Annotated in this window: 22 protein-coding genes; 11 read left to right on the top strand and 11 right to left on the bottom strand. The window is 37.3% G+C overall.

Annotated features, from left to right (window positions below; all coding sequences use genetic code 11):
* The first annotated feature begins 30 nt into the window (after nucleotides 1–30).
* From RTX21_RS02950 to RTX21_RS02970, 5 genes are all read left to right on the top strand, one after another.
* Nucleotides 31–1,083: an aldo/keto reductase gene (locus tag RTX21_RS02950; protein WP_312765211.1), complete on the top strand. Its 1,053-nt coding sequence runs from the start codon at nucleotides 31–33 to the stop codon at nucleotides 1,081–1,083.
* 112 nt (nucleotides 1,084–1,195) lie between these two features.
* Nucleotides 1,196–1,582 (top strand): DoxX family membrane protein, encoded by a 387-nt coding sequence (locus tag RTX21_RS02955; RefSeq protein WP_312765212.1) that lies wholly within the window; start codon nucleotides 1,196–1,198, stop codon nucleotides 1,580–1,582.
* A 16-nt stretch (nucleotides 1,583–1,598) separates the two neighbouring features.
* Entirely contained in the window at nucleotides 1,599–2,591 is a 993-nt protein-coding gene (locus RTX21_RS02960; RefSeq protein ID WP_312765213.1) for an alpha/beta hydrolase, read from the top strand.
* On the top strand, nucleotides 2,591–3,784 hold the full coding sequence (locus RTX21_RS02965; protein ID WP_312765214.1) for an MFS transporter: 1,194 nt from the start codon (nucleotides 2,591–2,593) through the stop codon (nucleotides 3,782–3,784). The genes RTX21_RS02960 and RTX21_RS02965 overlap by 1 nt, the downstream gene beginning before the upstream one ends.
* A 14-nt stretch (nucleotides 3,785–3,798) precedes the next feature.
* Nucleotides 3,799–4,542, top strand: a complete 744-nt coding sequence (locus RTX21_RS02970; protein WP_312765215.1) for a dienelactone hydrolase family protein — start codon at nucleotides 3,799–3,801, stop codon at nucleotides 4,540–4,542.
* A gap of 42 nt (nucleotides 4,543–4,584) precedes the next feature.
* On the opposite strand, the gene RTX21_RS02975 is transcribed toward RTX21_RS02970, so the two are convergent.
* Nucleotides 4,585–5,835, bottom strand: a complete 1,251-nt coding sequence (locus RTX21_RS02975; protein ID WP_312765216.1) for a CinA family nicotinamide mononucleotide deamidase-related protein — start codon at nucleotides 5,833–5,835, stop codon at nucleotides 4,585–4,587.
* A gap of 189 nt (nucleotides 5,836–6,024) precedes the next feature.
* Between RTX21_RS02975 and RTX21_RS02980 the strand changes: the two genes are divergently transcribed.
* Entirely contained in the window at nucleotides 6,025–7,239 is a 1,215-nt protein-coding gene (locus RTX21_RS02980; protein WP_312765217.1) for a dicarboxylate/amino acid:cation symporter, read from the top strand.
* A gap of 226 nt (nucleotides 7,240–7,465) precedes the next feature.
* Here the strand turns inward: RTX21_RS02980 and RTX21_RS02985 are convergent, their stop codons facing one another.
* The 3 genes from RTX21_RS02985 to RTX21_RS02995 form a co-directional block, all read right to left on the bottom strand.
* Nucleotides 7,466–7,855 (bottom strand): DUF779 domain-containing protein, encoded by a 390-nt coding sequence (locus tag RTX21_RS02985; protein WP_027381943.1) that lies wholly within the window; start codon nucleotides 7,853–7,855, stop codon nucleotides 7,466–7,468.
* Nucleotides 7,856–8,125: 270 nt separating this feature from the next.
* Complete coding sequence (gene adhP / locus RTX21_RS02990) at nucleotides 8,126–9,160, bottom strand: alcohol dehydrogenase AdhP (protein ID WP_312765218.1); 1,035 nt, start codon at nucleotides 9,158–9,160, stop codon at nucleotides 8,126–8,128.
* Between the two features lie 228 nt (nucleotides 9,161–9,388).
* On the bottom strand, nucleotides 9,389–10,915 hold the full coding sequence (locus RTX21_RS02995) for an aldehyde dehydrogenase family protein (RefSeq protein ID WP_312765219.1): 1,527 nt from the start codon (nucleotides 10,913–10,915) through the stop codon (nucleotides 9,389–9,391).
* A 211-nt stretch (nucleotides 10,916–11,126) separates the two neighbouring features.
* On the opposite strand from RTX21_RS02995, the gene RTX21_RS03000 reads away from it, so the two are divergent.
* Nucleotides 11,127–12,044, top strand: a complete 918-nt coding sequence (locus tag RTX21_RS03000) for a helix-turn-helix domain-containing protein (RefSeq protein WP_312765220.1) — start codon at nucleotides 11,127–11,129, stop codon at nucleotides 12,042–12,044.
* A 90-nt stretch (nucleotides 12,045–12,134) separates the two neighbouring features.
* Here RTX21_RS03000 and RTX21_RS03005 read toward each other — a convergent pair whose 3' ends face one another.
* On the bottom strand, nucleotides 12,135–13,466 hold the full coding sequence (locus RTX21_RS03005) for a hydroxymethylglutaryl-CoA synthase (RefSeq protein WP_312765221.1): 1,332 nt from the start codon (nucleotides 13,464–13,466) through the stop codon (nucleotides 12,135–12,137).
* Between the two features lie 170 nt (nucleotides 13,467–13,636).
* Entirely contained in the window at nucleotides 13,637–14,980 is a 1,344-nt protein-coding gene (locus tag RTX21_RS03010; protein WP_312765222.1) for an ammonium transporter, read from the bottom strand.
* A 258-nt stretch (nucleotides 14,981–15,238) separates the two neighbouring features.
* Between RTX21_RS03010 and RTX21_RS03015 the strand changes: the two genes are divergently transcribed.
* Nucleotides 15,239–15,427 carry a hypothetical protein gene (locus RTX21_RS03015; RefSeq protein ID WP_312765223.1) on the top strand — a complete coding sequence of 63 codons (189 nt, stop codon included), beginning with the start codon at nucleotides 15,239–15,241 and terminating at the stop codon, nucleotides 15,425–15,427.
* 34 nt (nucleotides 15,428–15,461) lie between these two features.
* On the opposite strand, the gene lipA is transcribed toward RTX21_RS03015, so the two are convergent.
* Both lipA and RTX21_RS03025 read right to left on the bottom strand, forming a co-directional pair.
* A complete protein-coding gene (gene lipA / locus RTX21_RS03020) occupies nucleotides 15,462–16,316 on the bottom strand; it encodes a lipoyl synthase (protein ID WP_312765224.1) in 855 nt (284 codons plus the stop codon).
* A 39-nt stretch (nucleotides 16,317–16,355) separates the two neighbouring features.
* Nucleotides 16,356–16,913, bottom strand: coding sequence for a sigma-70 family RNA polymerase sigma factor (locus tag RTX21_RS03025; RefSeq protein ID WP_312765225.1), 558 nt, complete (start codon nucleotides 16,911–16,913; stop codon nucleotides 16,356–16,358).
* A 213-nt stretch (nucleotides 16,914–17,126) separates the two neighbouring features.
* Here RTX21_RS03025 and dapF point away from each other — a divergent pair, with 213 nt between their 5' ends.
* The 3 genes from dapF (at nucleotide 17,127) to RTX21_RS03040 (ending at nucleotide 21,565) form a co-directional block, all read left to right on the top strand.
* Nucleotides 17,127–17,891: a diaminopimelate epimerase gene (gene dapF, locus RTX21_RS03030; RefSeq protein WP_312765226.1), complete on the top strand. Its 765-nt coding sequence runs from the start codon at nucleotides 17,127–17,129 to the stop codon at nucleotides 17,889–17,891.
* 73 nt (nucleotides 17,892–17,964) lie between these two features.
* Nucleotides 17,965–18,990 carry an endolytic transglycosylase MltG gene (gene mltG / locus RTX21_RS03035; protein ID WP_312765227.1) on the top strand — a complete coding sequence of 342 codons (1,026 nt, stop codon included), beginning with the start codon at nucleotides 17,965–17,967 and terminating at the stop codon, nucleotides 18,988–18,990.
* Between the two features lie 28 nt (nucleotides 18,991–19,018).
* The gene (locus RTX21_RS03040) at nucleotides 19,019–21,565 is read left to right on the top strand and encodes a TonB-dependent receptor domain-containing protein (RefSeq protein ID WP_312765228.1); all 2,547 of its coding nucleotides are present in this window, start codon (nucleotides 19,019–19,021) and stop codon (nucleotides 21,563–21,565) included.
* 310 nt (nucleotides 21,566–21,875) lie between these two features.
* Here RTX21_RS03040 and RTX21_RS03045 read toward each other — a convergent pair whose 3' ends face one another.
* The 3 genes from RTX21_RS03045 to RTX21_RS03055 form a co-directional block, all read right to left on the bottom strand.
* Nucleotides 21,876–23,072, bottom strand: a complete 1,197-nt coding sequence (locus RTX21_RS03045) for an efflux RND transporter periplasmic adaptor subunit (RefSeq protein WP_312765229.1) — start codon at nucleotides 23,070–23,072, stop codon at nucleotides 21,876–21,878.
* 52 nt (nucleotides 23,073–23,124) lie between these two features.
* A complete protein-coding gene (locus RTX21_RS03050; RefSeq protein WP_312765230.1) occupies nucleotides 23,125–24,393 on the bottom strand; it encodes an ABC transporter permease in 1,269 nt (422 codons plus the stop codon).
* Nucleotides 24,394–24,488: 95 nt separating this feature from the next.
* Complete coding sequence (locus RTX21_RS03055; RefSeq protein ID WP_312765231.1) at nucleotides 24,489–25,718, bottom strand: ABC transporter permease; 1,230 nt, start codon at nucleotides 25,716–25,718, stop codon at nucleotides 24,489–24,491.
* Nucleotides 25,719–25,763: the final 45 nt, after the last annotated feature.

The following is a 25,763-nucleotide window of genomic DNA, read 5'->3' on the forward strand; positions in this document are numbered from 1 at the left end:
CTTGCAGTAACAAAAAAATAAGAACGTAAAATGGAATATAGATTTTTAGGAAAATCGGGACTCAAAGTTCCTGTTTTAAGTTTTGGAACAGCCACTTTTGGTGGTGAAGGCGATTTCTTCAAAGCTTGGGGAAACACACAGGTAGACGACGCCAAGAAATTGATTAACATCTGTATTGATGCTGGTGTTAATTTATTTGATACAGCCGATATTTATTCTGATGGAAAATCGGAAGAAATTTTAGGAAAAGCGATTGAAGGAATTTCGCGCGATAAATTAATCTTATCCACAAAATCCACATTTATTTTTGGCGAAGGAACCAATAACCAAGGCTCTTCCCGACTTCACATTTTAAAACAGATTGAAGGCAGTCTGAAACGCCTTAACACAGATTATATTGACATCTACCATATGCACGGCTTCGACGGTAACACGCCTGTTGATGAGACTTTGAAGGTTTTGGACGAGTTGGTGACCAGCGGAAAAGTGCGTTACCTCGCCTGCTCCAATTTCTCTGGCTGGCATCTGATGAAGTCGCTCGGTATTTCTGAAAAATACGGCTGGAGCAAATATGTCGCGCATCAGGTTTATTATTCCTTAGCCAACCGCGATTACGAATGGGAACTGATGCCACTCGGATTGGACCAAAATGTCGGTTCGATTATCTGGTCGCCATTGGCTTCAGGAAGATTGAGCGGAAAACACGGCAGAAACAAACCAATTCCGCAAGACGGCAGAATTGCGCAAGGCGGAAGTCCGGTTCCGGAAGCGGTGGTTCAGGAAGAGGTTTTTTACAACACGATTGACGCTTTGGAAGAAGTGGCCGGCGAAGTTGGAAAAACGGTTGCTCAGGTTGCATTGAACTGGCTTTTGCAACGTCCAACTGTTTCCAGCATTATTATTGGTGCAAGAAATGAGGAACAATTAAAGCAAAATCTAGAAGCTGTCGGCTGGAATCTCACCCGTGAACAAGTTGAAAAACTCGACAAAGCAAGCGAAGTTCCGCCAACCTACCCTTATTGGCATCAATGGAAAAACAAGAGTTTGAATCCGACGCCGGATTTTTATAGTCATTTGAAATAAATGTGAATTAATCACGCAGATTTTGCAGATGGCGCAGATTTTACACTAAAAAAAATCTGCAAAATGCTGAATCTGCGGGAAACTATTTTTAATCCCAATAAAAATAAAATCTATGAAAGAATTCAAAACGAATTATTTCTTCTTAAGATTGCCCATTGCGATTTCATTATTAGGACACGGTTTGGTGAGACTTCCGAAGTTGGGAACATTCAGTAACTGGATGGTTACGACAATGGAGAAATCCGCCATTCCGAGTTTTCTTATTGTTCCTTTCGCTTATGTCTTGCCGATTGCAGAATTTTTGATTGGATTGATTTTGTTAATTGGTTTCAAAAGTCGATACACCATTTATTCAGGTTTAATTTTGATGAGCTTTTTGATTTTGGGAAGTGCTTCCATCGAAAACTGGAGTGCGATAGAAGCACAATTGTTGCATTCTGTTTATTTGTGTGGACTGCTTTGGTTTTATGAAAAGTACAAACCGCTTCCGAACAATTAATTTCTAAAATCAGACTATGAAATTTTTAAAAATATTAGCATTTTTAATATTATCAATTCAATATTTGTCGGCTCAAAACCGTCCTGTTTTGGATATTATGCTGACGAATTATGATTATCCTTATGACGTTCATTTTCTGAATTTCAAAAATCAGAATCAGGATTTGAAAATGGCGTATATGGACATCCAACCAGAAAAACCGAACGGAAAAACAGTCGTTCTGCTCCATGGCAAAAATTTCAATGGTGCTTATTGGAAAACGACGATTGAGGCTTTGACGAAAGAAGGATTTCGGGTCCTTGTTCCTGACCAGATTGGATTTGGAAAATCATCAAAACCGACGGAATATCAATTTACTTTTCAACAATTGGCGCAGAATACAAAAGCTGTTTTGGATGAATTGAAGTTGGATAAAATATATCTACTTGGACATTCGATGGGCGGAATGCTGGCGACAAGATTTTCATTGATGTATCCTGAAATGGTTGAGAAATTAATCTTAGAAAATCCTATTGGACTGGAAGACTGGAAGCTGGTTGCTCCTTACACTTCTATTGATAAAAATTACGAAACCGAACTGAAAGCAGATTATGAATCCACCAAAAAATATCAAAATAATTTCTATTACGACAACCAATGGAAACCTGAATATGACGAATGGGTTTATCTCTTAACAGGCTGGACAAAAGCTCCGGATTATTCGAAAGTCGCTCTCGTGAATGCTAAAACCTCAGATATGATTTTTACGCAACCTGTGGTTTATGAATTTCAAAACCTGAATGTTCCCACGCTTTTAATCATCGGGACAAGAGACAGAACAGCAATTGGAAAAGCCAATGTGAAAGATAAAAAAGTGGCTGAATCAATGGGACGTTACGACTTGCTCGGCAAAGCCACGCAACAAAAAATAATAGGCTCAAAATTGGTAGAAATCAACAATGTAGGACACTTGCCTCACATCGAAGTTTTTGAGCAATTCATCAAACCTGTCAAAGAATTTTTAAAATAATGAGCGACATTTCTTTAAGCCTAGAATCTCAACTTTCCAAATCTCAGGTTCTCGGAATGGCTGTCGTAGCAGGGATCTGTGTTTCCAATATCTACTACGCACAACCGATTTTGCATCAGATTGCAGAAACTTTCAAAGTCACAGAAAGTAAAATGGGAATTATGGTCGGTTTGGGACAAGTCGGTTACGGTGCAGGATTATTGACTTTAGTTCCACTCGGCGACAAGGTCAATCGTAAAAAACTGATTCTGATTTTACTGGCTATATTATTATGTATTCTTGCAGGAATCGGGCTTGTTTCCAATTACTATTTCATCTTTTTATTCAGCTTATTGCTTGGTTTGACTGCCGTTGCAGCGCAGGTGATTTTACCAATGGCAGCTGAATTATCTGGCAACGAAAAAGGAAAAAATGTTGGAATCATCTTTACCGGAATTCTAGTTGGAATTCTGATGGCAAGAGTTTTCAGCGGTTATATTTCCGAATGGAGCAACTGGAAAATGGTGTATTACATTTCGGCCGGATTTACGATTTTCTCCTTGGCTTTTGTTTATCTTAAGTTGCCGAGCGTCAAACCAACCTTCAGTGATTCTTATCTTAAATTGATTTCGTCATCATTTTATCAGTTAAAAAGATTTCCACAACTCAGATTATACGCTTTGATGGGCGGAATTGCATTCTCGATTTTTTGTTCATTTTGGACAACACTCACATTTCTGCTTGTAGAAAAACCTTACAATTACAGTTCCGACACAATCGGACTTTTCGGATTGCTGGGAATTGCGGGTGCTTTAGTAGCACCAATGATTGGAAAAGCGTCTGACAAAGGCGGTTCTGGCAAAACACAGTTGATTGCAAGTGTCATTTTGTTAGCTGGCTCGGTTATTATCTTTCTGTTTCCAAGCTATTTATTATCAATTATTTTAGCGGTTATTTTTATCGATGTTGGTGTTCAATCCATTCAGGTGACAAACGTTGCTCTGATTTACAGATTAGACCAAAAAGCGAACAGCAGAATCAACACCATTTATATGACTTCCTATTTTGCCGGCGGAGCCATCGGAACTTTTATCGGATTGAAATGTTGGGAATCTGGCGGTTGGCATTATGTCGGTTTACAGCTTGTTGTTTTCAGTATTTTTGTATTTTTGATGAACTTATTCAAAACTTTAAAATCCAATACAAATCAATAATAGAAACATCCTTTATGAAAATTTCAATCACGTTATTAAGTCTCTTTTTGGGAATTCAGATAGCATTTTCTCAAAAATTAAAGACTGTCTCTTACAAAGATGGCGAGCAAAAACTGTTAGGAATGGTAACTTCCAATGCAGGAAAAAAACTTCCAGGAGTTTTAATTTTACCGGCTTGGAAAGGCATCGATGAAGAAGCAAAAAATGCAGCTTTTGAATTAGAGAAACAAGGTTACATTGCTTTTATCGCTGATATTTATGGAGAAGGCAATCTTCCGGCAGGCAACGAAAATGCGGCTAGACTTGCAAATACTTACAAAAAAGATTTCAATCTTTACCAAAAGAGAATTTCTCTGGCTTTGGAAGAACTGAAAAAAGCTGGTGCCAACGTGGACAAAATCGCAGTAATCGGTTACTGTTTTGGTGGAACGGGTGCTTTGGAAGCGGCAAGAGGAAATCTTCCGGTTGTTGGCGTAATTTCGATTCATGGTGGTCTGTATAAGGATCCTGAAAGACCAAATAATCCCATCACGACCAAGGTTTTGGTAGAACATCCTGCTAATGACAGAAGTGTCCCTCAAGTACATTATGATGCTTTTGTAAAAGAATTAAATGAGAGCAAAGCAGATTGGCAAATTATTACCTATGCTAATACGACGCATACATTTACCAATCCGGATGCGCCAGATTATAACGAAGTAATGGCAAAACGTGCGTGGAATCACACATTATTATTCCTGAAAGAAATTCTAAAATAAAAATTAGATATTAGACTAAAGACAGCCTTTTGAGCCGTCTTTTTATTTTTTGATGAGTAATGAAACAATATCCTGCAGAACTTTTTGCGAAACGAAATGCATAAAATCGATTCTTTCCAAGTGCGGAAGAAATAATTTGGAGGTCACTTCTTCATTACCAATTCTGATGGTATAAAAAACCGTTCCTACATCTTTTCCGTCTTCGCCTTTTGATGGGCCAGCAACACCAGTTGTAGAAACTGCAATATCAGTCTTGAATAAATTCTGACAACCAGTCGCCATTTCCGAAGCGACTTGTTCGCTAACGACTGTGAATTCTTCAACAGTTTTTGCATTGACTTTCAAAAGGTCGACTTTCTTTTGTGTGGCATAAGTTACAACGCTTCCCAAGAAATAACCGGAACTTCCGGAAACTGACGTTATCAAATGAGCCAATTCTCCGCCTGTGCAACTTTCCGCAACTGAGATTGTCAGCTTTTTGTCCGTTAATAATTCGCCAAGAATTTTCTCGATTTTATCTTCCTGGGTCGCGATGATATTTTCTCCAATCAACGGAAATAACTTTGTGATTTCGTTTTCCAGTTCTGCATTCAGCAATTCCTGAGAAGTTCCGGAAGCTATTAATCTCAATTTCACTCTTGTTCCAACTGGCAGGTAAGATAAACTGATGTGTTTTGGTAAAGCCAATTCCCATTCTTCAATCGTTTCTGACAAAATACTTTCTGGAATATCAACCACAGAAACAATTCTGGTTACGATATGGTCGAGTAATAATTTTTCCTTCAAGAAAGGAATAATCTGATCTTTGACCAAAGGTTTCACTTCGTACGGAACACCCGGCAAACTGAAACAATAAGTTCCTTTTTTCTCTAAAATCATACAAGGCGCAGTTCCAAAATAATTGAGAAAAATTTTTGCCTTGGACAAAACCATCGCCTGGTCTTTGTTATGTTCCAGAATCCAAAGTCGGTTTCTTTTCTCGAGGTAAGTTCTGAGATGTTCATAGATTTCGTCGGAGAAAATCATTTCATCTTCGAAGAAGTCAGCATAAGCCTTTTTGGTAATATCATCTTTTGTCGGTCCCAATCCGCCAGTTGTGAAAACCACATCTGCCATATCGAAAGCTTTTCCTAAAGTGGAAACAATTGCTTGTTCCTCATCTGGAATTGTAAAAATAGAAAGCACTTTTATCCCAATGTCTTTGAGCTGGGTTGCAATAAAATTGGAATTGGTATCTATGGTATTGCCCGAGAGAATCTCATCGCCGATGGTGATTAAAACAGCTGTTTTCATAGAGACAAATCTCGGAAATTAAATTCAACATTAAGGAGTTAAGAACTGAATTTTCTTAATAAAATTGCCTCGTCAATTCTTAAACTTCAATATAAAATCAGATTCTTCAATTCTTAATTGTTTGTTTGATTAAGGAATAAACAAGTTTATTTGCATTAAGAATTAATTATCTTTGATTAAAACTTGGGAATGAAATCGTCTTTCTGGAAAAACTACAGCAACATCATCCTGCTTCTCATCGGGATTTTCATCGGAAGTCTTGTTGGGATTTTCGCACCGGATTTTGTGACTTATCTGAAACCAATTGGTGATATTTTCCTGAATCTGTTGTTTGTAACAGTTATTCCATTGGTATTTTTCGCAATTGTTTCCGCCATTTCGGGCATCGAACAACAGAATCAATTGGGCAAGATCATCGGAACAATGGCATTGACTTTCTTAAGTTTCATATTGATTTCGGCTACGTTTTGTATCATAATGGTTTATTTTTTTCCAACCGAAACTCCGAACAACGTCAGCGAAACCATATCAGAAAATCTTCAGAATAATTCTAGCATTAATGACCAAATCGTAGGATTCTTCACTGTCAGCGAGTTTTACCATTTGTTCTCAAGACAAAATATGCTGGCATTATTAGTCTTTTCCTTTTTAGTTGGGATTTCAATTAGAAAATCAGGAGAAAAAGGGAGGCCATTTCAAAACTTCATCCTGTCCGGAAACGAAGTGATGAAACAGCTTTTGTTATTGATAATGAAAGTCGCTCCAATTGGATTGGGCGCTTATTTCGCTTACCAAGTCGGAACCATCGGGCCTCAACTTTTCGGATTTTATGCCAAACCTTTGGGATTATATTACATCACAGGAACTATTTATTTCATCGTGTTTTTCAGTCTTTATGCTTTCATTTGGAAAGGAGGAAATGGCGTAAAAGCATTTTGGAAAGAAAGTCTTCTACCAACTGCAACAGCGATTAGTACTTGCAGTAGTTTGGCGACGATGCCTGTTGCAATTGAATCTGCCAAAAGAATGGGCATACCCGCTTCTATAGCCAATGTTGTCATCCCGATTGGAACAACTATTCACAAAAACGGTTCTTCCATTTCATCGATTATCAAGATTTATGTCGCTTTTCAATTACTTGGCTGGAATTTCTTCGAACCAATGAATCTCATTATGGCTCTCGGAATCACCATTTTCGTAAGCGCAGTCGCTGGCGGAATCCCGAATGGAGGTTACATTGGGGAAATGTTGATGATCTCGGTTTACAAAATCCCACCTGATGTAGTTCCGGCGGTTATCATTATCGGGACTTTGGTTGACCCTTTGGCTACGGTTCTCAATTCCGTTGGGAATATCCTCGCCAGTATGATTGTTTCGAAGTTTGTGAAAACCGAAACTGCATAATTTTTCAGGAGCTATTTCCCGCTGTCCACTATATCTTTTTTGTTTTCAGAACATTTGTCAATCGATAGAAATGAGAATCAGAAAACAAAAAAGGATGCCGTTTCCATCGGGGCTAGTTGGCAATTCGTTGGGATAATTCAGATGTCGGTGCTTCGCACCTTTTGATAGCAGACATATATTTCTACCGACATTTCGCCACTTCGTGGCTTCCTAAATCTTAAACAAACTATTCACTGCGCTTCACAGGTTCCAGATTTTCCAGTTCTTCCGGTGTGAACAATCTGTAATGAACTTTGAAGGTTTTGCCTAAAGGCGTTTCCAGAGAAAATCCACCAGGTCCCCAGCCGTCCAGAACATCCAGAGTGAAATGAGAATATTGCCAATATTCGAACAGGTCGCGGTCTATCCAGAACTCGTGACCGTTGATAGTTCCAATCATTGCGTCATTCATTCTTGGGAAATAACCACCTTTTTCGAAACATTGTGGCTGCGTTCCTTCACAGCAACCGCCTGCTTGATAGAACATCAATTCGCCGTGTTTCTTTTCCAGTTCCCAAATGACTTCCAAAGCTTTTTCCGTTACGGAAAGTCTTGAGATTTTATCTTTGGTTTCCATATTTTTCTTTTAAAATTAATGATTAATTTTCACAAATATCTTTTTGAACACAAAGGTCACAAAGTATTTTATTCACAATTATTGTGTATATTTTAAGTTCACAAAGGCGTAAAACTTAAATAAGAACACAAATCTTATCTAAACGAAGTGGCTTTGTGAACTTGATAAATTTAAAACTTTGTGGACTTAGTGTTCAAAGCAAATATCCTTAATTTAACAAAAACCCGACAAACAAAATCTGCCGGGCTTAAAAACTCAAATAACAATAAATTAATTTTGTCCAGCGATGTCCAGAACAATACGTCCATCGATTTGTCCGGCTTTCATTTTGTCAAATACCTCATTGATATCTTCCAGTTTTGCAGAAGTGACTGTTGCTTTCACCAAACCTTCGTTCGCAAAATCAAGCGCTTCCTGCAAGTCTTTTCTGGTTCCAACAATAGAACCTCTCACCGTAATTCGTTTAAGAACAGTCTCGAAAATCGGTAATGGAAAAGAACCTGGCGGCAGACCGTTGAGTGCAATAGTCCCTTTTCTTCTGAGAACATCTATCCCTTGTTTGAAAGCAATTGGAGAAACAGCGGTAATCAAAGCACCGTGCATTCCTCCAACTTCTTTGTGAAGATATTCTCCCGGGTCGGTTTCTTTTGCATTAACGACTAAATCTGCACCTAGTTTTTTAGCCAATTCCAATTTATCATCTGCAACATCTATCGCCGCAACGTGCATTCCCATTGCTTTTGCATATTGTACAGCAACGTGTCCTAATCCGCCGATTCCGGAAATAGCTACCCATTCGCCGGGTTTTGTTTCGGTTTCTTTCAGACCTTTGTAAACTGTTACACCGGCACAAAGAATCGGAGCGATTTCCAGAAAGTTCACATTATCTTTCAAATGTCCTACATATCTGGAATCTGCAATCACATATTCTGCAAATCCGCCATCTACGCTGTAGCCTCCGTTTTGCTGAGCTTCACATAATGTTTCCCATCCTGTGATACAATAATCGCAGCATCCACAAGCCGAATACAACCAAGGAACACCTACTGCATCGCCTTCTTTCACCATCGCTTCCGGACCGCAAGCCACTACAATTCCTACACCTTCGTGTCCCGGAATCAGAGGCATTTTGGGTTTTGCAGGCCAGTCACCGTCTACAGCGTGCAAATCTGTATGGCAAACGCCACAGGCAATTACTTTTACTAATACTTCATAGCGTCCGGGTTCTCTTACCGGAACTTCCATAATTTTCAATGGCTGTCCGTAACCTTGCACGACTGCCGCTTTCATTGTTTTTGGAATCATAATTTACTTTTTAATATGGTTAATTATTGTTGTTTTTATTGTTATTTGATGTTCCAATGTCTGTCTAATGTGCCATTTGCGTGAGGGATTGTAAGGCTTGCGAGGAACGAGCAAGTGCGAAATGAAATGCAGCACTGGATCCACCAAAGGCGGAGCAACCCTGAAAAGCCCGACCGTAGCCCTGGAATTTGCCAAGGCGACGGACACGCCATATATAGAAAAAGTGTTTTAAAAGAAACCTAGCTTATTCTTATTGTAAGATATCAGCATATTTTTGGTTTGACGGTAGTGGTCGAGCATCATTTTGTGATTTTCTCTACCAACTCCGGACTGCTTGTAACCTCCGAAAGGCGCTCCAGCAGGATATGCGTGGTACTGATTGACCCAAACTCTACCCGCCTGAACGTGACGTGGAATCTGATACAACTGATGCGCATCTCTTGTCCAAACGCCAGCTCCAAGACCATAAATCGTATCGTTGGCAATCTCTAAAGCTTCCGCTTCATCTTTGAAAGTCGTGAATGCTACCACCGGACCAAAAATCTCTTCCTGGAAGATTCTCATTCTGTTATTTCCTTTGAAAATGGTTGGCTTGATGTAGTAACCACCTTCCAGACCTTCGATGTGATTGGCTTCTCCACCTGTCAGAACTTCTGCGCCTTCTTCTTTACCGAGTTTCAGGTAGCCTTCGATTTTGTCTTTTTGGATCTTAGAAGCCTGTGCACCCATCATTACCGTTTTGTCCAGTGGATTTCCAACTTTAATGGCTTCGGTTCTTTCAATCACTTTTGCGATGAAAGCATCAGCGATATCTTCCTGAACCAATAATCTTGACGGACAAGTACAGATCTCACCTTGATTCAATGCAAAAAGAACGGCGCCTTCGATGGCTTTATCCAGGAATTCGTCGTCAGCATCCATCACTGAATTGAAGAAAATGTTAGGCGATTTTCCTCCCAATTCCAACGTCACAGGAATGATATTCTCAGTCGCATACTGCATTACCAAACGACCTGTAGCTGTAGAGCCTGTGAATGCTGCTTTGTTCACTTTTGGATTGGTTACCAAAGCTCTTCCTAATTCTGCCCCGAAACCATTCACGATGTTTACAACACCTGCCGGAAGCAAATCTCCAATCAATTCCATCAAAACCATAATAGAAATTGGCGTGCTTTCTGCTGGCTTCAGAACCACGCAATTTCCTGCTGCCAAGGCTGGAGCTAGTTTCCAAACAGCCATTAGGATTGGGAAATTCCAAGGGATGATTTGTGCGATTACTCCAAGCGGTTCGTGAACGATTAATGAAACGGTGTCTTTATCCAACTCGTTATGCGAACCTTCCTCAGCTCTGATAACTGAAGCAAAATATCTGAAATGGTCAATTGCCAAAGGAATGTCCGCAGCCAAAGTTTCTCTTACCGCTTTTCCATTGTCTATGGTTTCCACAGTTGCGATGTATTCTAAATTTTCTTCGATTCTGTCTGCGATTTTGTTCAGAATAATGCTACGTTCTGTTGGAGAAGTATCTTTCCAAGTTTTGAAAGCTTCTGAAGCTGCATTAACCGCTGCTTCCAAATCTTCTTTGTTGGAATGCGCAGCCTGAGTAAATACTTTTCCATCAATCGGAGAAACCACATCAAAATATTGTCCACCAGCCGATGGTACAAATTTTCCACCGATGTAATTATCATATTTAGCTTTGAATTCTGGCCAAGCTAAAGTGGTCGAGTTTTGTTTTTCTACTGTTGTGCTCATAATAATATTTGTTTTGAATTAATAATCAGTTAACATTTGATTAAGGCTAAGTTAACCAGACATTAAATAAACAGAATAGCACAATTCTCCAAAAAAATAGTAAAATCCTACTTTTAAGATTCTTTATAATTATGTTAAGAAAAAATTATGTTTGGTCGTAATTTTAAATTTGTTATATTTGAGAAACAAGATGTTATAAAAATCTTGAGTAATGAATCCAAATCATTTTCAACTTAACAAACCTAATCTGACACAGGAAAATAAACTGAACACATTGGTGGAAAATCAAACCAAGTTCAGTTTAAATAATTGTGAATTCAGTATCTATGAGACGCATCAGAGTGCATATGATGTGAAATTGCATTTTGAGCATCTGGCTTTTACGGGAATGTTGAGAGGAAAGAAATGGATGAAACTCCAGGATAAAAGCAATTACTTCGAATATCTGCCTGGAGAAAGTGTTCTGGTTGCGCCCGGAGAGACAATGGTTATTGATTTTCCTGATGCTGATAAAGATGCTTCGCAATGTATTTCGTTGACTTTGAATCCGGAATTTGTACAGGAATCGCTCGACCTTTTGAACTTCAATGCAAAAAAAGTGGACGATTCTTCGCAATGGAACATTTCTTTGGAGGAATTTTATCTCCTTAATAGTAAAGCTTTGGCTTCCGCAACCAATAATATTATGAGAATTGCAATGGACGATAATTCTTATAAAGATGTGATTGCTGATTTTGCTTTGAAGGAGCTTTTGATAAGACTGATGCAAACGCAGGCAAGAAATCTGGTCGAGAAAAACACTTTGAAAAACAAATCAAGAATTGGTTTTGTTGCAGATTATATCAAGAAAAATCTACATCAAAAACTATCCATTGATGCAATTGCAAAAATGGCTTATGTCAGCAAATCTAATTTCTTCAAAATGTTCAAAGAAGAATTGGGAATTTCACCAAATGAGTTTATCATTCAAGAGAGAATTAAGAGAGCGAAAGAAATGCTGATTCATAATAATTCGGTAAGTGAAGTGGCTTTCAGTACAGGATTTTCGGATACAAATTATTTCATCCGGGTTTTCAAACAAATGGAAGGTGTGACGCCAAAAATCTTTCAGAACAAAAAATTAATTTGAGTTAAATAGTTAGTTATAGATATTTTCAAAAAGAAGACGAGCAAATGATTATTTGCTCGTCTTCGATTTTTATATTCTGTTTATAGAATTTTATTTTTGGTAAGAATAATATCTTGCGCCTTTGAGAACCGGACTTTCTTTCTCAACTCTTGTCAATCCAAATCCTTTATAACTCGGGTTCACAGAAAAATCCAATTGTTTACGGTGTAGTTTTTCATAAGTTTCGAAATCAATTGCTAATCTGTTTTTCAAGCTTTCGAAAACGTTCCATTTTTCCACGACAGATTTCCATTCAGGAGAGATTTTTCCCACAAAAACTTTTGATTTTGAACCACTTCCGTAAGCTAAGAAACCAATTTCTTTCTCTGTTAAATCTTCATTTTCGTTAAACGAAGTTTGTAGTGCAGACAACAACGCCATAAAAATAGATGCCGTATACATATTTCCGATTTCGGAAGAAGCTCTTTGAGATTTCTCAATTTTTTCATTAATGAAATTGATATAATCTTCAGATTTTGCAATTGCTTTTTGTTTCTCAGCATCAGAAAAATCAAGATTATTTTCTATACTATAAATCTCGGTAAAAACTCTTTTTCCGTGGAATGCATAAGGCAAGTGGAAAATCAAATATCTCCAATCCTCGTAAGGTCTAACGGTAAAAGTCTGTTCTTTATAATGCTGATAAGCTTCACGAATTCTGTCCTGATAACAAACATTAGAATATTGTCCATCAAATACAGGCTCGTCTGTAAAAACTTCGATTTTGTCTGGATAATTTTCTGGTGCGGAATTAAATTCAGATTTAGAATGATGACGTCTCGGTTTAAAGAAATCGAAAACACTTTCTGTGGCAACGCCCCAATTGTTATCAATCTCAATCAATCTTGGATTGGCAGAAACCAAAAGCGCAACCGCTCCACCGCCTTGCGTATATTCTCCGGAAGAAGCCAACTCATATTTTGCATAATCGCTGGCGATGACAATTGCTTTTTTAGTAGGATTTGCTCTAACAAAATCTAGTGAATTATGTAGTGCATCAACAGCGCCAACGCAGGCAAAAGTCATATCAACAACGTCACAGTTTTTGAAACTTCTTTCCCCAAATTCCCCGCTTAGCAATTCTTCCACCATTTGAACTGCGTAAGTTGCAGTTGGTTTAGCAGCATCCAAAGCACTCTCTGTACCAAGGTAAACTCTTGATATTTCTTTCGGATTGATGTTATAATCTTGAATTAATTTTAGCAAAGCTTCCGCTGCAAAAGTCGCTGCATCCTCGTGAATATCAGGCAAAGCCATTTTATGCAAGCCTAAACCGTTTTCCAATTTTGCTGGTTCTATTCCTCTTTTCTCTGCAAGGTCTTTGATTTCTAAATATAAAGAAGGCACATAAAAACTGGCCGCATCAACTCCGAATTTCGTCATTTCAAAAATTTTAAGACACGAATTTAGGGCTTTTTTGGCGGATTTAAGTTCTATTTATGGCATAAAATTCAAGAATTATATCATGAGTTTATCATTAATAAAATAGAAAAACCCCGCTGTAAAAAAACAAACGAGGTTCTCTTCATATCAAAACAAAATCAAATTTCTAATTAAATACAGCTTTCATCGTGCTGCGACAAATCAAGACCAATATTTTCCGAGTCTTCGGCAACTCTAAGCGGGATTATCATATCCGTCAGTTTATAAAGAACAATACTTCCCAAAAATGTAAAAGCTGAAACCAGCACCAAAGCCATCATATGATGAGCAAATACTTCAAACCCACCGTGAAGAAGACTTGCATTTTCTCCTTGAGCCAAGATTGCCGTCAAAATCATTCCCATGATCCCACCAACGCCGTGACAAGCAAAAACATCCAAAGTATCGTCAATTTTTTTCAGTCTTTTCCAATTACACATTAGATTCGAGACAATCGCAGAAATGAATCCGATGAAAATAGCGTGAGGAATCGTTACAAAACCAGCAGCCGGTGTAATCGCAACCAATCCGACAACAGCACCAATACAAGCACCTAAAGCAGAAACTTTGCGTCCATTGACTCTATCAAAGAAAATCCAAGATAACATTGCGGTTGCAGAAGCTACGGTTGTTGTTCCAAATGCCATTGCAGCAGTTGCATTAGCAGACAAAGCTGAACCAGCATTGAAACCAAACCAGCCAAACCAAAGCATTCCTGTCCCTAATATCACAAATGGAATATTCGATGGTTCATGATGTGGATTTTTTCTTTTTCCAATCATCATTGCCCCAGCCAAAGCAGCAAATCCTGCGCTCATATGAACGACTGTTCCTCCCGCAAAATCCTTAACTCCAAAATATTTATTCAATAAACCGTCCGGGTGCCAAACCATATGACAAAGCGGTGTGTAAATTATCAAACTGAACAAAACCATAAACAGCAAATAAGAAATAAATCTTACTCTTTCTGCAAATGAACCTGTTATCAAAGCCGGTGTAATCACTGCAAATTTCATTTGAAATAATGCAAACAAAACAAATGGAATCGTAGAAGCCATCTGACTATGAGGCAAAACCCCAACATTGTTAAAAAATAAATATGACGTCGGATTTCCTATCAAACCGTAATGTTCACCATTAATTGTAATCCCAATCGAATCTCCAAACGACAAACTAAATCCTACAACAACCCAAACAATACTAATCACGCCAAGTGCAATGAAACTTTGCAACATTGTTGAAATCATATTCTTTTTCCCGACCATTCCGCCATAAAAAAAGGATAGTCCCGGTGTCATCAGCAAAACCAAACCAGATGAAGCAAGAATCCAAGCAACATCCGAACCTACGATACTATCTTCTCCTAAAAAAGTTCCAGGTTTTGGCAAAGAAGTTTGCTCCGGCCAGAAAAGTGCAGCAATTGAAATGATACTAATAATCACGAATGATATAATCCAGCGTTTTTCAATTTTCATATGTAGGTATTTATTTTTTTAATGGTCATATTGGAATCGTTTATTTTATTTGGTCACTTTTACAAACTAAAAAATAAAACGATTTCATATTTTAATTAACCCTGCAAATATAAAGGGTTAATTTGAATTAATTATAAAAATTGAAATACAAACCCCTAATTTTTTATTATTAAAAATAAATTTAATCGAAATACATAGTTGGTAAAATTCAAAAATAATCAGGCATCAGTTTTGATATATTAACAATAAAAATAAATTATGAGACCAGATATTCCAAAACGAGACAGCGAGACCAACAAAGGTCCAATGATGGCAATTATAATTATTGTTGTTTTATTTCTTTTAGGGTATTTTGCTTACATGATGTTCATTCCGCAGCAAGTGGAACAAATGAATCAAACTGATAAGGTACAGCCCGTAGAACCAAAAGTAAAAGACTCCATATAGGAGTCTTTGTTATTTATAAATCGAAAATTAATTTTTAATGAATATGTTTCTCAGCGTGATAAGAACTTCTTACCAAAGGCGAACTTTCCACGTGACGGAAGCCTAAACTTCTTGCAAAATCTCCGAATTCATCAAATTCCTCTGGCGTTATGAAACTTTTCACAGGAAGATGTTTTTTCGTTGGCTGAAGATATTGACCTAACGTAATTACATCAACATTGGCATTTCTGATATCTTCAATCGTCTGGAAAACTTCATCTTTAGTTTCTCCTAAACCAAGCATTACTCCAGTTTTTGTGCGATTTTGCCCTGCCTCTTTCAGATATCTAAGAACCTCTAAACTACGTTCGTATTTCGCTTGGATTCTTACTTCTCTTGTCAAACGTTTTACGGTTTCCATATTATGAGAAATCACTTCCGGCGCTACTTCAACTAATCTGTCCAAATGTTTTGTCAAACCTTGGAAATCCGGAATCAAAGTTTCCATCGTAGTTCCGGGGGAAATTCTGCGAACTGCATTTACCGTTTCAGCCCAAAGAATCGAGCCCATATCTTTCAAATCATCTCTATCAACCGAAGTCAAAACAGCGTGTTTAATTTTCATTAATTTGATAGAACGGGCTACTTTTTCAGGTTCGTCCCAGTTCACGTCCATTGGTTTCCCGGTTTTAACACCACAAAAACCACAGCTTCTTGTGCAGATATTTCCAAGAATCATAAACGTCGCCGTTCCTTCGCCCCAACATTCGCCCATATTTGGACAGCTTCCACTTTGGCAAATTGTGTTCAGTTTATATTTATCAACCAAATTTCTCAGTTCTCTGTAATTCTTACCTGTTGGCAGTTTTACACGAATCCATTTGGGTTTTTGAGTAACTGTTTCTTCCATTATTCAATTAAAGATTTAGAGATTCAGGAATTTAGAAATTCAAAAATCTTCATTATCATTTTTTAACAATTCGGCCAGAATTTTTTTGGCGCGCATTATTCTCACTTTTGTGTTGGCTACGGAAAGATTGAGTTCTTCCGCTATTTCTTTGATGCTTCTTTCCTCAAAAAATCTCAATCTGATGATATCTTGATTTTTAGCATCCATTGTTTCTATGATTTTAATGATCTTTTGCTGGTCTTCTTCAGAAATCAGTAATTCCTCGGGCGACCTTGCAAACTCGTTCTTTACATTTTCCAATCCGTCGCTTGCATCTTCGTTTTCCCGGCTTTTTCTTCTCCAGAAATCGATGATGGTATTTTGAGCAATTGTCAGAATCCAAGTCTTGAATTGAAAATTAGGGTCGAATAGATCCAGCTTGTTAAGGACTTTTGAAAATACCGAAACCGTGATCTCATCTGCATCATTTTCATCCTTCACTCTGTTCATCACAAAAGAAAAGACATCAACCCAAAATAGATTAATCAATTGTGTCTGAGCCTTTTGGTTCTTATCTCTAGCCTTTATGATGAGAGCGAGTAACTGGTCTTCTTTCATTTTTCAATAAACAAAGATAGCTATATATTATTAAAAAATATTAATATGGAGAGATTGAGAATTTCTATTATTTTGAATGGAATTTTTTTGAGATTTAGAGTGAATTTAAATAACAAATATCAAGGCTGAATTATTTTAAAAGAAGTATTTTTACTGGCTTGATTTTGGAATAGAAAAATCACAATAAACAATTAAATATCAGACAAATAAATAATGAAATTTTATAAATATCAAGGAACAGGAAATGATTTTGTAATGATAGACAACCGTTTAGGAGAATGGGATGATCTTTCTATCGAAAACATACAAAAGCTTTGTGACCGCAGATTTGGAATTGGCGCGGATGGATTGATTAAAATTAATTCCGCAAAGGATGTTGATTTTGAAGTGGATTATTACAATTCTGACGGCTCCAAAAGTTTTTGTGGCAATGGCGCTCGTTGTTCGGTCGCATTTGCTCATTTTTTGGATATTATTGAGGATAAAACAATTTTTACTGCCATTGACGGAATCCATGAAGCTGAAATCAAAAACGGAATCATCAGGTTGAAAATGGGTGATGTAAAAACTATTGACACAGACGGAAATGATTTTGTTTTGAATACAGGTTCTCCGCATTATGTCAAATACGTTGAAATGTTAAATAATTATAATGTTTACAAAAACGGTAACGAAATCCGAAATTCCGAAACTTATAAACAGGAAGGAATCAATGTCAACTTCGTTGAAAAAATCTCTGACAAGGAGATTTTTGTGAGAACTTATGAACGTGGGGTGGAAGATGAAACTTACAGTTGCGGAACCGGAGTTACTGCTGCGGCTTTAACTTTTATGAAAAATAATAATCAAACGTTTGTTGGAATCAAAGTAATGGGTGGAAGCTTAAAAGTCTATGCTGAAAAAAATGAAGACGGTTTTCAAAATATTTGGCTTGAAGGTCCGGCTGTCCAGGTATTTAAAGGAGAGATTTGGGTTTGAGAGTTTTAGTGTTTGAGAGATTTGGAAATTTAATCCTACTAAAAATAGCTATTACTCAATTTTAAATTAAACTATGAAAAAAACAATTCTTATCATATTTGTTATAATCATCGCGATCCTGGGATTTTTCGGGATTCGTTTTTATAATAAATATCTTGGAAATAATATTGAAAAAGAAGGTTTTGTCTTGATTCCGCATAATGCTAAACCTCAGCAAATTTTGGATTCGATCTCGCCTTTTATCAAAAACAAAGATTACTTCACAAGTATTGCTGAAGATAAAAATCTTGGTAAAAACTATAAACCAGGACGTTATGAGCTGAAACCAGGAATGAACAACCGGGAAATCGTGAATATGATCCTGGCAGGAAATCAAACCCCGAATTCGTTCAGAATCAAAGATTTTGATGATGTCTATCAAATGGTTGGACGAGTTTCAAAAAAAACAGAAACCGATTCTGCTAAATTCGTTAAAAAGCTTGACGAAATCGCCATCAATAAAGGTTACAAAAACGCAGAAGATCTTAAGAAATATTTCTTCAACAACACTTATGATTTTTTCTGGACAGTGACACCAAAAGAATTCTTTGACAAATTTGAAAATGATTATAAGGATTTTTGGACCGCAGAAAGAATTGAAAAAGAAAAACAATCCGGTTTGACAAGAGATCAGATCTACGCATTAGCCTCAATCGTTTACAAAGAATCTGGCGGAAAACCCGATGAGCAAAGAACGATTGCGGGACTTTATATCAATCGATATAAGAAAGGAATGAAATTGCAAAGTGACCCAACGGTGATTTATGCCGTGAACAAAGCAAGCAATTTTACACAGCAAATCAAAAGAGTTTATTACAAATACTTGAAAGAGCCTTCACCATATAATACTTATGCGAACAAGGGAATTCCGCCAGGGCCAATTTGTATTGTTGATAAAAACTCTCTGGATGCTGTTTTGGAAGCCGAAAACAATAATTATATTTTTATGTGCGCCGATCCAGCGAGATTTGGTTATCATAAATTCACAGACAATGATGCTGAACATGCTAAAAATGCAAAAGCTTATCAAGACTGGCTTAACAGCAAACAAATAAAATAAAGAGCAAAAAGCGAAAAATAAACTAAGAATGGAACGAACGGAAATTGTACGAAGTGTACTTCAGAAAAAAATCTTTGGTCTGGCATTAACCATTGGAGCAGCAAGCTTCATAATGGCTCAGCAAAAAGTGAATATTTCTGGAAACGTAAAAGATACAAATGGTGGAGTTGGATACGCATCCATCACTTTTAAAAATCAGCAAAACTCACAATTGAGTGATGCCGCCTTAGCGGATGCAGATGGAAATTATAAATTGGAATTGGCGCCTGGCAGTTATGATGTAAGTATAGAAGCTGTCGATTATAAAAAATTCACCCAAACAATCTGGGTGGAAAAAGCTGGAATTCTTGCACCTTTCGTGATCGTTTCCAATGGAAAAGCCAATCTAACCAACACAACAGACATCCAGGGGGTAGTGATCACTGCAACTTCTACAAAACCCTATAAAGTAGAACTTGACAAGAAAACTTATGACCCTTCGCAGGATATAGTGAGCAAAGGGGGTAGTTTACAAGATGTCTTAACAAATGTTCCGTCCGTAGAAGTCGGAACAGATGGTTCTGTTTCTATGAGAGGGAGTAGCAATGTCAAATTTCTGATCAACGGGAAACCTTCTGCTCTATTAGGAATCGATGATGGCGCCAATGCTTTGCAAAGTATTCCTGCAGATCAGATTGAAAAAATCGAAGTTATCACCAATCCTTCTTCAAAATTCGAGGCAAGCGGAACAGCAGGTATTCTTAATATAATCCTTAAGAAAAGTAAGAAAGCGGGATTTAATGGAAGTGTTACCGGGACTCTCGGATATCTTCCTCAGACCAACCTTAATACCAATCTAAGCTGGAGAAAAGGGGATCTAACTGTGTTTGTGAATGGTGGTGGTGGATACCGAGAATCTAAAAACACGAATAGAAATGACATCAATTATTTTACTGGCAATACTGATGATCTTTCCACTAGAAACACAGATGCTATTACAAAAAGCAAAGGGGAAAACTATAATGCTACGACAGGATTAATTTACGATATCAACGAGAAGACATCCGTCAACGCTTCCGGTACTGTAAGAACTTTTAATAATGACAGTAATGGATATACAGATACTAATGAAAGATACTTTGGAGGAACATCTATCTTTACTCAAAGGCTGAATACGGGAAGAAACTCTAATTTAGCTTTTCAAGGGGATTTTGGACTAGATCACAAATTCGATGACAAAGGTCAAAATATTTCATTGGCATTAAGCCTTCAAAGAAACAGGTCAAATAATTTTACCGGAATCGATGAAACCAAAAACAATGCTTTCAACCTGTTGAATATTGTTAATCAGAAGACCATCAACAAAACGTTGGTTGGTAAAGCGGATTACGAATTACCAATTGGTGAAAACTCTAGTTTGAGCGCTGGTTATAGGCTGGATATTAACCAGAATGACTATAACAATATGGTTCAGGAAAGTACTTCCAGCAATACTGCACTTAATTATTTGGGACTATATTCCTATACTGCAGATTACAAAGAAATGTTCAATGCATTTTATCTACAGTTCAAAAGCAAAATAGGCAGACTTGGCTATCAAGTGGGTCTAAGGGATGAAATTTCAAATGTAACTATCAATTACCAGAATTTACTTGATCCCAGTGATGAAAATTACTCACCTCCAATCAGCAATAAAAAGAAAAATTACAATAATCTGTTCCCAAGTATTTTCTTGAGTTATGAAATTTCTAAGGACAATCAATTCCTGGCAAATTACTCTAGAAGAATAGACAGACCGCGTTCTTTCTTTATGATCCCAAATCCGAATTACAATAACAACCTTAACATCTTTGATGGAAATATAGACCTTAACCCATCTTATGTAGATGCATACGAATTGGGCTACAGTATTTCCAAAAAAAGCTTTATTATTAATCCCACTATCTATTACAGGCATCAAACTGATGATGTAAAAATCATTTCATATAGTAAGCCCGAGACTATTAACGGTGCCATACAAAATGTTATACATACAAAACCAGTCAACGTGGGTACTGACGACAGGATCGGTTTGGAAGTTAACTTCAGTTGGGATGCCACAAAATGGTTAAAATTCTTAGGAAACGTGGATGGATTCCGATACAGTACAACAGGAGATTATTTCGACCCAATTCTAATGAAGGAATCTCTACCATTTGATGGAAAAGGAGTGTCAATGAGGTCTAGATTGACTTCGACTTTCAAATTAGATAAGACATTAAGCTTCCAGGTACAAGGTTTTTATGGAGGTCCGAGAAAAACCGCCAGCTTAGACAGAAAATCTATGTATGCTGTTAACTTTGGCGCTTCTAAAACAGTCTTAGGCGGTAACGGAACTATTTCTTTCAACATCCAGGATGTCTTCAATACAAGAGCCATGCGAAATGTAAATTATAATGGGGACTTCACTTCGGAAAATTATATGCAATGGCAACCAAGACAATTTGCGCTTTCTTTCACTTACAAATTCAGACAAGGTGAAAAAGTGGAACAACCTAAAAAGAAGAAAGACATCAATGCTAATGACAGCGGCGGTGATGAACAAGGTCCAATGTAATTATTCTGCCGATATACACTTTTAAATCCTGCAACTTCTGCAGGATTTTTCATTGATTTAAAAATACCACATACTGTTCAAATCGTTTATGAGTCAAGAAGTAAACAAATATTCTTACGAATTCATAGATGATGCAAACCCAATCTGTAAAAGAATATAAAGAAAAAGTACGATATTCTTTCAAGAAAACAGATGGGACAGAAGTTCAATACTACTTTGATATCAGTTTTTTCAACGGCAAATTATAAATAAAAAAATCCGTCTCACTATAAAAACGAGACGGATTCTTTTAACAATTATAATTAAAGGTCTATTTCTTTTTGTCTTTCAACTCTTCTTTGTCTTTGTCAGAAGGATTCCAGACTTTCACTTCTGCATTTTTATCGATACCTGAAAGAATCTGAACGTTGATTCCATCGCTTGAACCTAGCTTAACATACACTTTTTTGAAACCACCATTCGGCTGTTTCACTTCTACAAAGGATTTGTTGTTTCCCTTTTCATATTGGATCAATGATTCATCCAAAAGTAATGCATTTTTCTTAGAACTCAATAAAATTTCTCCGTTGGCACTGAATCCGGCTCTGATATATTCTCCAGTTTTATTGAAAACGTCACCTTCTACAGCGAATTTTATCGTTCCGCTTTCCTCAGTTCCTTTTGGAGCAATCAAGGTTAATTTTCCGGGAAAAGATTTGTTTTGCAAAGCACCAATTACGACACTCATATCCATCCCTTGTTTCAATTTTCCAGCCTGAGCTTCGTCAATATTTCCTTTAAAAATCAATGAATTAAGGTCCGCAATAGAACAGATTGTTGTACCAGCGTTGAAAGAGTTAGCCTCAATGACCTGACTTCCCACTTTTACAGGAATGGTCAGCACCGTTCCTGCCGCTTTTGCCCGAACCTGAGTGGTCGCCATACTTTGCAATTCCGGAGTTGCTCCTGTTCTTACAATTTGTAGCTGCTTTTGAGCCGCATTCAGTTGTTGAACAGCTATTTTTTTTTGTTGAATAGTCGTTTGTAATTGTTGCTCGGCCGTAATATATTCTTGCTTAGAAATTACACCCTGTTTGTATAATTTCGCTTGCATTTCATATTGTTTTTGTTGGTTGTCAACATTTACTTTTGCATTTGCTAATTGAATCTGAGTATTATTAACTTGCATTGTTGCGTTGTTAACTTCGGTGATATTAGGAACAATTCTAATGGTTGCAATCAGTTGTCCAGCTTGTACTTTGTCTCCTTCATCTACGTTGATGCTTTGGATGATTCCGGCAATATTGGGTTTGATCTCGATTTCTTCGCGAGGTTCGATCTTTCCTGTTGCCATCACTTTGTCATCCAGATTTTTGATGCTTGGTTTCCTGGTCAGGAAAACTTCGTTCTCAGCAGAATTGGATTTGATAAGATAACCGATTCCACCGACCAAAGCGACCACGAAAAGTAATCCCAAAAATATCGAAATCGCTTTCTTGAATGTAAATTTCTTTTTTTCCTTTTCCATTATGTAGAAATATAGTTTTTAATTATAAATGATTAATTGTTAATTATTAATTTTATTCAGTTCTTAAGGCTTCAATTGGTTTGATTTTCACCGCTCTTTGTGCCGGGATCAATCCGATAATCAATCCGAGGAAAATCATAATTCCCATTGCTGAAAATACGTTTCCGTAATCCACAGTTGGGTTACTGAAAGGAAATGCATCATTGTTCATCGTCGCAATATTCAGAATAATGAGCAGGAAAATCCCCGATAAAAACCCTAATACTCCGGACGATAAAGTGATCACCACACTTTCCAGCAAGATCTGATTTCTAACCTCAGCCGGTTTTGCTCCCAAAGCTCTTCTGATTCCTATTTCCTTAGTTCTTTCCTTTACTGTAATCAATAAAATATTTGAGATGGCAATGACTCCCGCCAAAATCGTTAAAGTTCCAACAACGATTGTCAGCAATTGCATTCCGGTCAAAAAGCCTGTTACTTTTTTGAATTCTTTAGCGAGGTTGAAACTTCCGAATGCATTAGTATCTTCCGGCGAAACGTGATTAATCGCTTTCAATTCATCTTTCACTTTGGTTTCCACAACTGCTGCTTCTGCATTAGGTTTTCCAACAATAGCAAAGAAACCTACTTTATCACCTTCGTTATACATCCCAGAATACGTAGAAAACGGAATATAAGCCGACTGGTCATTCTCCATCCCGCCACCTCTCGGAACTCTGAAAACACCGATAACATTGAAAAATATACCTTTCAGATTAACTGATTTTCCAATCGGGTCTTCATTTTTCTTGGCATTGAAAAGATTTTTATAAATCTCCTCTCCTATTACAATCACATTCTTTTTAGCCTGAATATCTGCATCATTAATATATCTGCCGAACAATAATTTTTTCTTGGAAATCTGATTACCAACCGGAAAATCGCCCGTAATCATATACGTATTTTTCTTTCCGTTTCTAGAAATCTGCTCTCCAGCTGTTCCAAAATTTCCTCTCACACTTTGTGGTGAAATATAATCTACTTCCGGAATTTTCTTCGTGATGTATTCTATATCTTTTAGATGAAGGTCCATTTTTCTGCCTTTCGCAAAGCCTTCGTAAGGAATATTGGTACTTTGTGGCCAAAGGAAAATCGAGTTGGTTGCAAATCCGGAAAACAATTTATTAAATCCATTTTCCATTCCTTTCGCTGCACCTAACAGACTCACATACAAAAACATACCCCAACCCACGCCTATCATCGTAAGAAACGTTCTGAGCTTATTATTCCGAAGGGAATAATAAATCTCCTGCCAGGTATCTCTTTTGAAAAGTATATTCACGTTTTTGTTTATAAATGATTAATGATGATTGATAAATGATTTTAATATTATATTTTCAAGTTCTCTCAAATTCTTGTACTCTTAAACTCTATGACTTAATCTGTTCTCAGCGCTTCAATTGGTTTGATTTTCGAAGCCTTATAAGCCGGTACAAATCCTGCAATTGCGCCTGAAAGCACCAAACAGAAAAATGCTGCAGCAATCAATCCCCAACCTACAGAAGGTTCTGTGATGAAGAAATCCTCGAGATTATTTCCAATTAATTTCAAAGCTAATACGCCTAACCCTACTCCAACGAATCCAGAAATCACTGTAATCACAATACTTTCCTGTAAAATCAAAGCAACAATTCCCGATGGTTTTGCACCTATGGCTTTCCTAACACCGATTTCTTTGGTTCTTTCCTTGATAATGTAGACCATTATATTACTGATTCCAATAATTCCTGCCAGCAAAGTTCCAAGTCCGATAAATCCTACAACGGCTGTAATTACAAACAAGAATGCAAAAGAATCCTGTGTATTTTTAGCATTATTATTAACTCGAATTCCCTGTTGGTCTTCTGGAGAAATTTGGTGTCTCGCTCGGATACTTTTCTCGAGTTGATCGCCATATTTCACACCTTCATCCGGTGTCATTTTCGGGTCATAAGCTAACATCACAGTACTGATGGTGTCCGAACTTTTCTTCATCTGCTGAAGGGTGGAAAGCGGAACAGAAATATGCCGCTCATCCCAATCGCCGCCTGGGTCAGAGAAAACACCAACGACTTTGAACATCGTTCCATTGATTTCCAAATCTTTCCCAATCGGGTTCCCATCCCGAATCAAATCACGCCACGCCATTCTTCCGATAGATGCCACGTTTTGTTTCAGTTCATTGTCCCGTTCGTTGATGTAACGACCGTCAATCATCGTTCTGTTTTCAAGAAACTTCTCGTCTCCCAAAACCCCATTGATTTGATAACTTCCACTTTCTTTACCGTATTTCACAGTAAGATTGGTTTGATATCTCGGCGAAGCATATTCTAATTTTCCTTTGCTTTCTTTTACAATCGCATCGAAATCATCATTATTAAAAGTAATCGCTCTGTCTGATTGTAATCCTGCATACGGAAGGGTTGTTTTTCCGCCCCATACCATGATCAGATTAGTTGCATCTCTGGTAAAAGCTTTCGCAAATGAATTATTAAGACCATTTCCAATTCCAAATAAAACAATGAAAATAAACAGACCGAGTGCCACAGTAAACCCAGAAAGTACCGTCCGCAATACATTACTGCGAATGGAACTAAATATCTCTTGCCAGCGGTCTAAGTCAAACATATTTTGGTTGTTGGTTTATAGTTATTATTTTTGTCAGGTTGAGTT

The organism is Epilithonimonas sp. (assembly GCF_032054305.1).
Lineage (GTDB): Bacteria > Bacteroidota > Bacteroidia > Flavobacteriales > Weeksellaceae > Epilithonimonas.

Bases quoted from the DNA above. Each gene is read 5' to 3' on its own strand.
- RTX21_RS02975 (WP_312765216.1), bottom strand. From the start codon at position 5,835: ATGAAAACAGCTGTTTTAATCACCATCGGCGATGAGATTCTCTCGGGC.
- RTX21_RS02985 (WP_027381943.1), bottom strand. From the start codon at position 7,855: ATGGAAACCAAAGATAAAATCTCAAGACTTTCCGTAACGGAAAAAGCT.
- dapF (WP_312765226.1), top strand. From the start codon at position 17,127: ATGAAATTTTATAAATATCAAGGAACAGGAAATGATTTTGTAATGATA.
- RTX21_RS02995 (WP_312765219.1), bottom strand. From the start codon at position 10,915: ATGAGCACAACAGTAGAAAAACAAAACTCGACCACTTTAGCTTGGCCA.
- RTX21_RS03000 (WP_312765220.1), top strand. From the start codon at position 11,127: ATGAATCCAAATCATTTTCAACTTAACAAACCTAATCTGACACAGGAA.
- RTX21_RS02965 (WP_312765214.1), top strand. From the start codon at position 2,591: ATGAGCGACATTTCTTTAAGCCTAGAATCTCAACTTTCCAAATCTCAG.
- RTX21_RS02960 (WP_312765213.1), top strand. From the start codon at position 1,599: ATGAAATTTTTAAAAATATTAGCATTTTTAATATTATCAATTCAATAT.
- RTX21_RS03045 (WP_312765229.1), bottom strand. From the start codon at position 23,072: ATGGAAAAGGAAAAAAAGAAATTTACATTCAAGAAAGCGATTTCGATA.
- mltG (WP_312765227.1), top strand. From the start codon at position 17,965: ATGAAAAAAACAATTCTTATCATATTTGTTATAATCATCGCGATCCTG.
- lipA (WP_312765224.1), bottom strand. From the start codon at position 16,316: ATGGAAGAAACAGTTACTCAAAAACCCAAATGGATTCGTGTAAAACTG.
- RTX21_RS02980 (WP_312765217.1), top strand. From the start codon at position 6,025: ATGAAATCGTCTTTCTGGAAAAACTACAGCAACATCATCCTGCTTCTC.
- RTX21_RS03025 (WP_312765225.1), bottom strand. From the start codon at position 16,913: ATGAAAGAAGACCAGTTACTCGCTCTCATCATAAAGGCTAGAGATAAG.
- RTX21_RS03010 (WP_312765222.1), bottom strand. From the start codon at position 14,980: ATGAAAATTGAAAAACGCTGGATTATATCATTCGTGATTATTAGTATC.
- RTX21_RS02970 (WP_312765215.1), top strand. From the start codon at position 3,799: ATGAAAATTTCAATCACGTTATTAAGTCTCTTTTTGGGAATTCAGATA.
- adhP (WP_312765218.1), bottom strand. From the start codon at position 9,160: ATGATTCCAAAAACAATGAAAGCGGCAGTCGTGCAAGGTTACGGACAG.
- RTX21_RS03005 (WP_312765221.1), bottom strand. From the start codon at position 13,466: ATGACGAAATTCGGAGTTGATGCGGCCAGTTTTTATGTGCCTTCTTTA.
- RTX21_RS02955 (WP_312765212.1), top strand. From the start codon at position 1,196: ATGAAAGAATTCAAAACGAATTATTTCTTCTTAAGATTGCCCATTGCG.
- RTX21_RS03015 (WP_312765223.1), top strand. From the start codon at position 15,239: ATGAGACCAGATATTCCAAAACGAGACAGCGAGACCAACAAAGGTCCA.
- RTX21_RS02950 (WP_312765211.1), top strand. From the start codon at position 31: ATGGAATATAGATTTTTAGGAAAATCGGGACTCAAAGTTCCTGTTTTA.
- RTX21_RS03055 (WP_312765231.1), bottom strand. From the start codon at position 25,718: ATGTTTGACTTAGACCGCTGGCAAGAGATATTTAGTTCCATTCGCAGT.
- RTX21_RS03040 (WP_312765228.1), top strand. From the start codon at position 19,019: ATGGAACGAACGGAAATTGTACGAAGTGTACTTCAGAAAAAAATCTTT.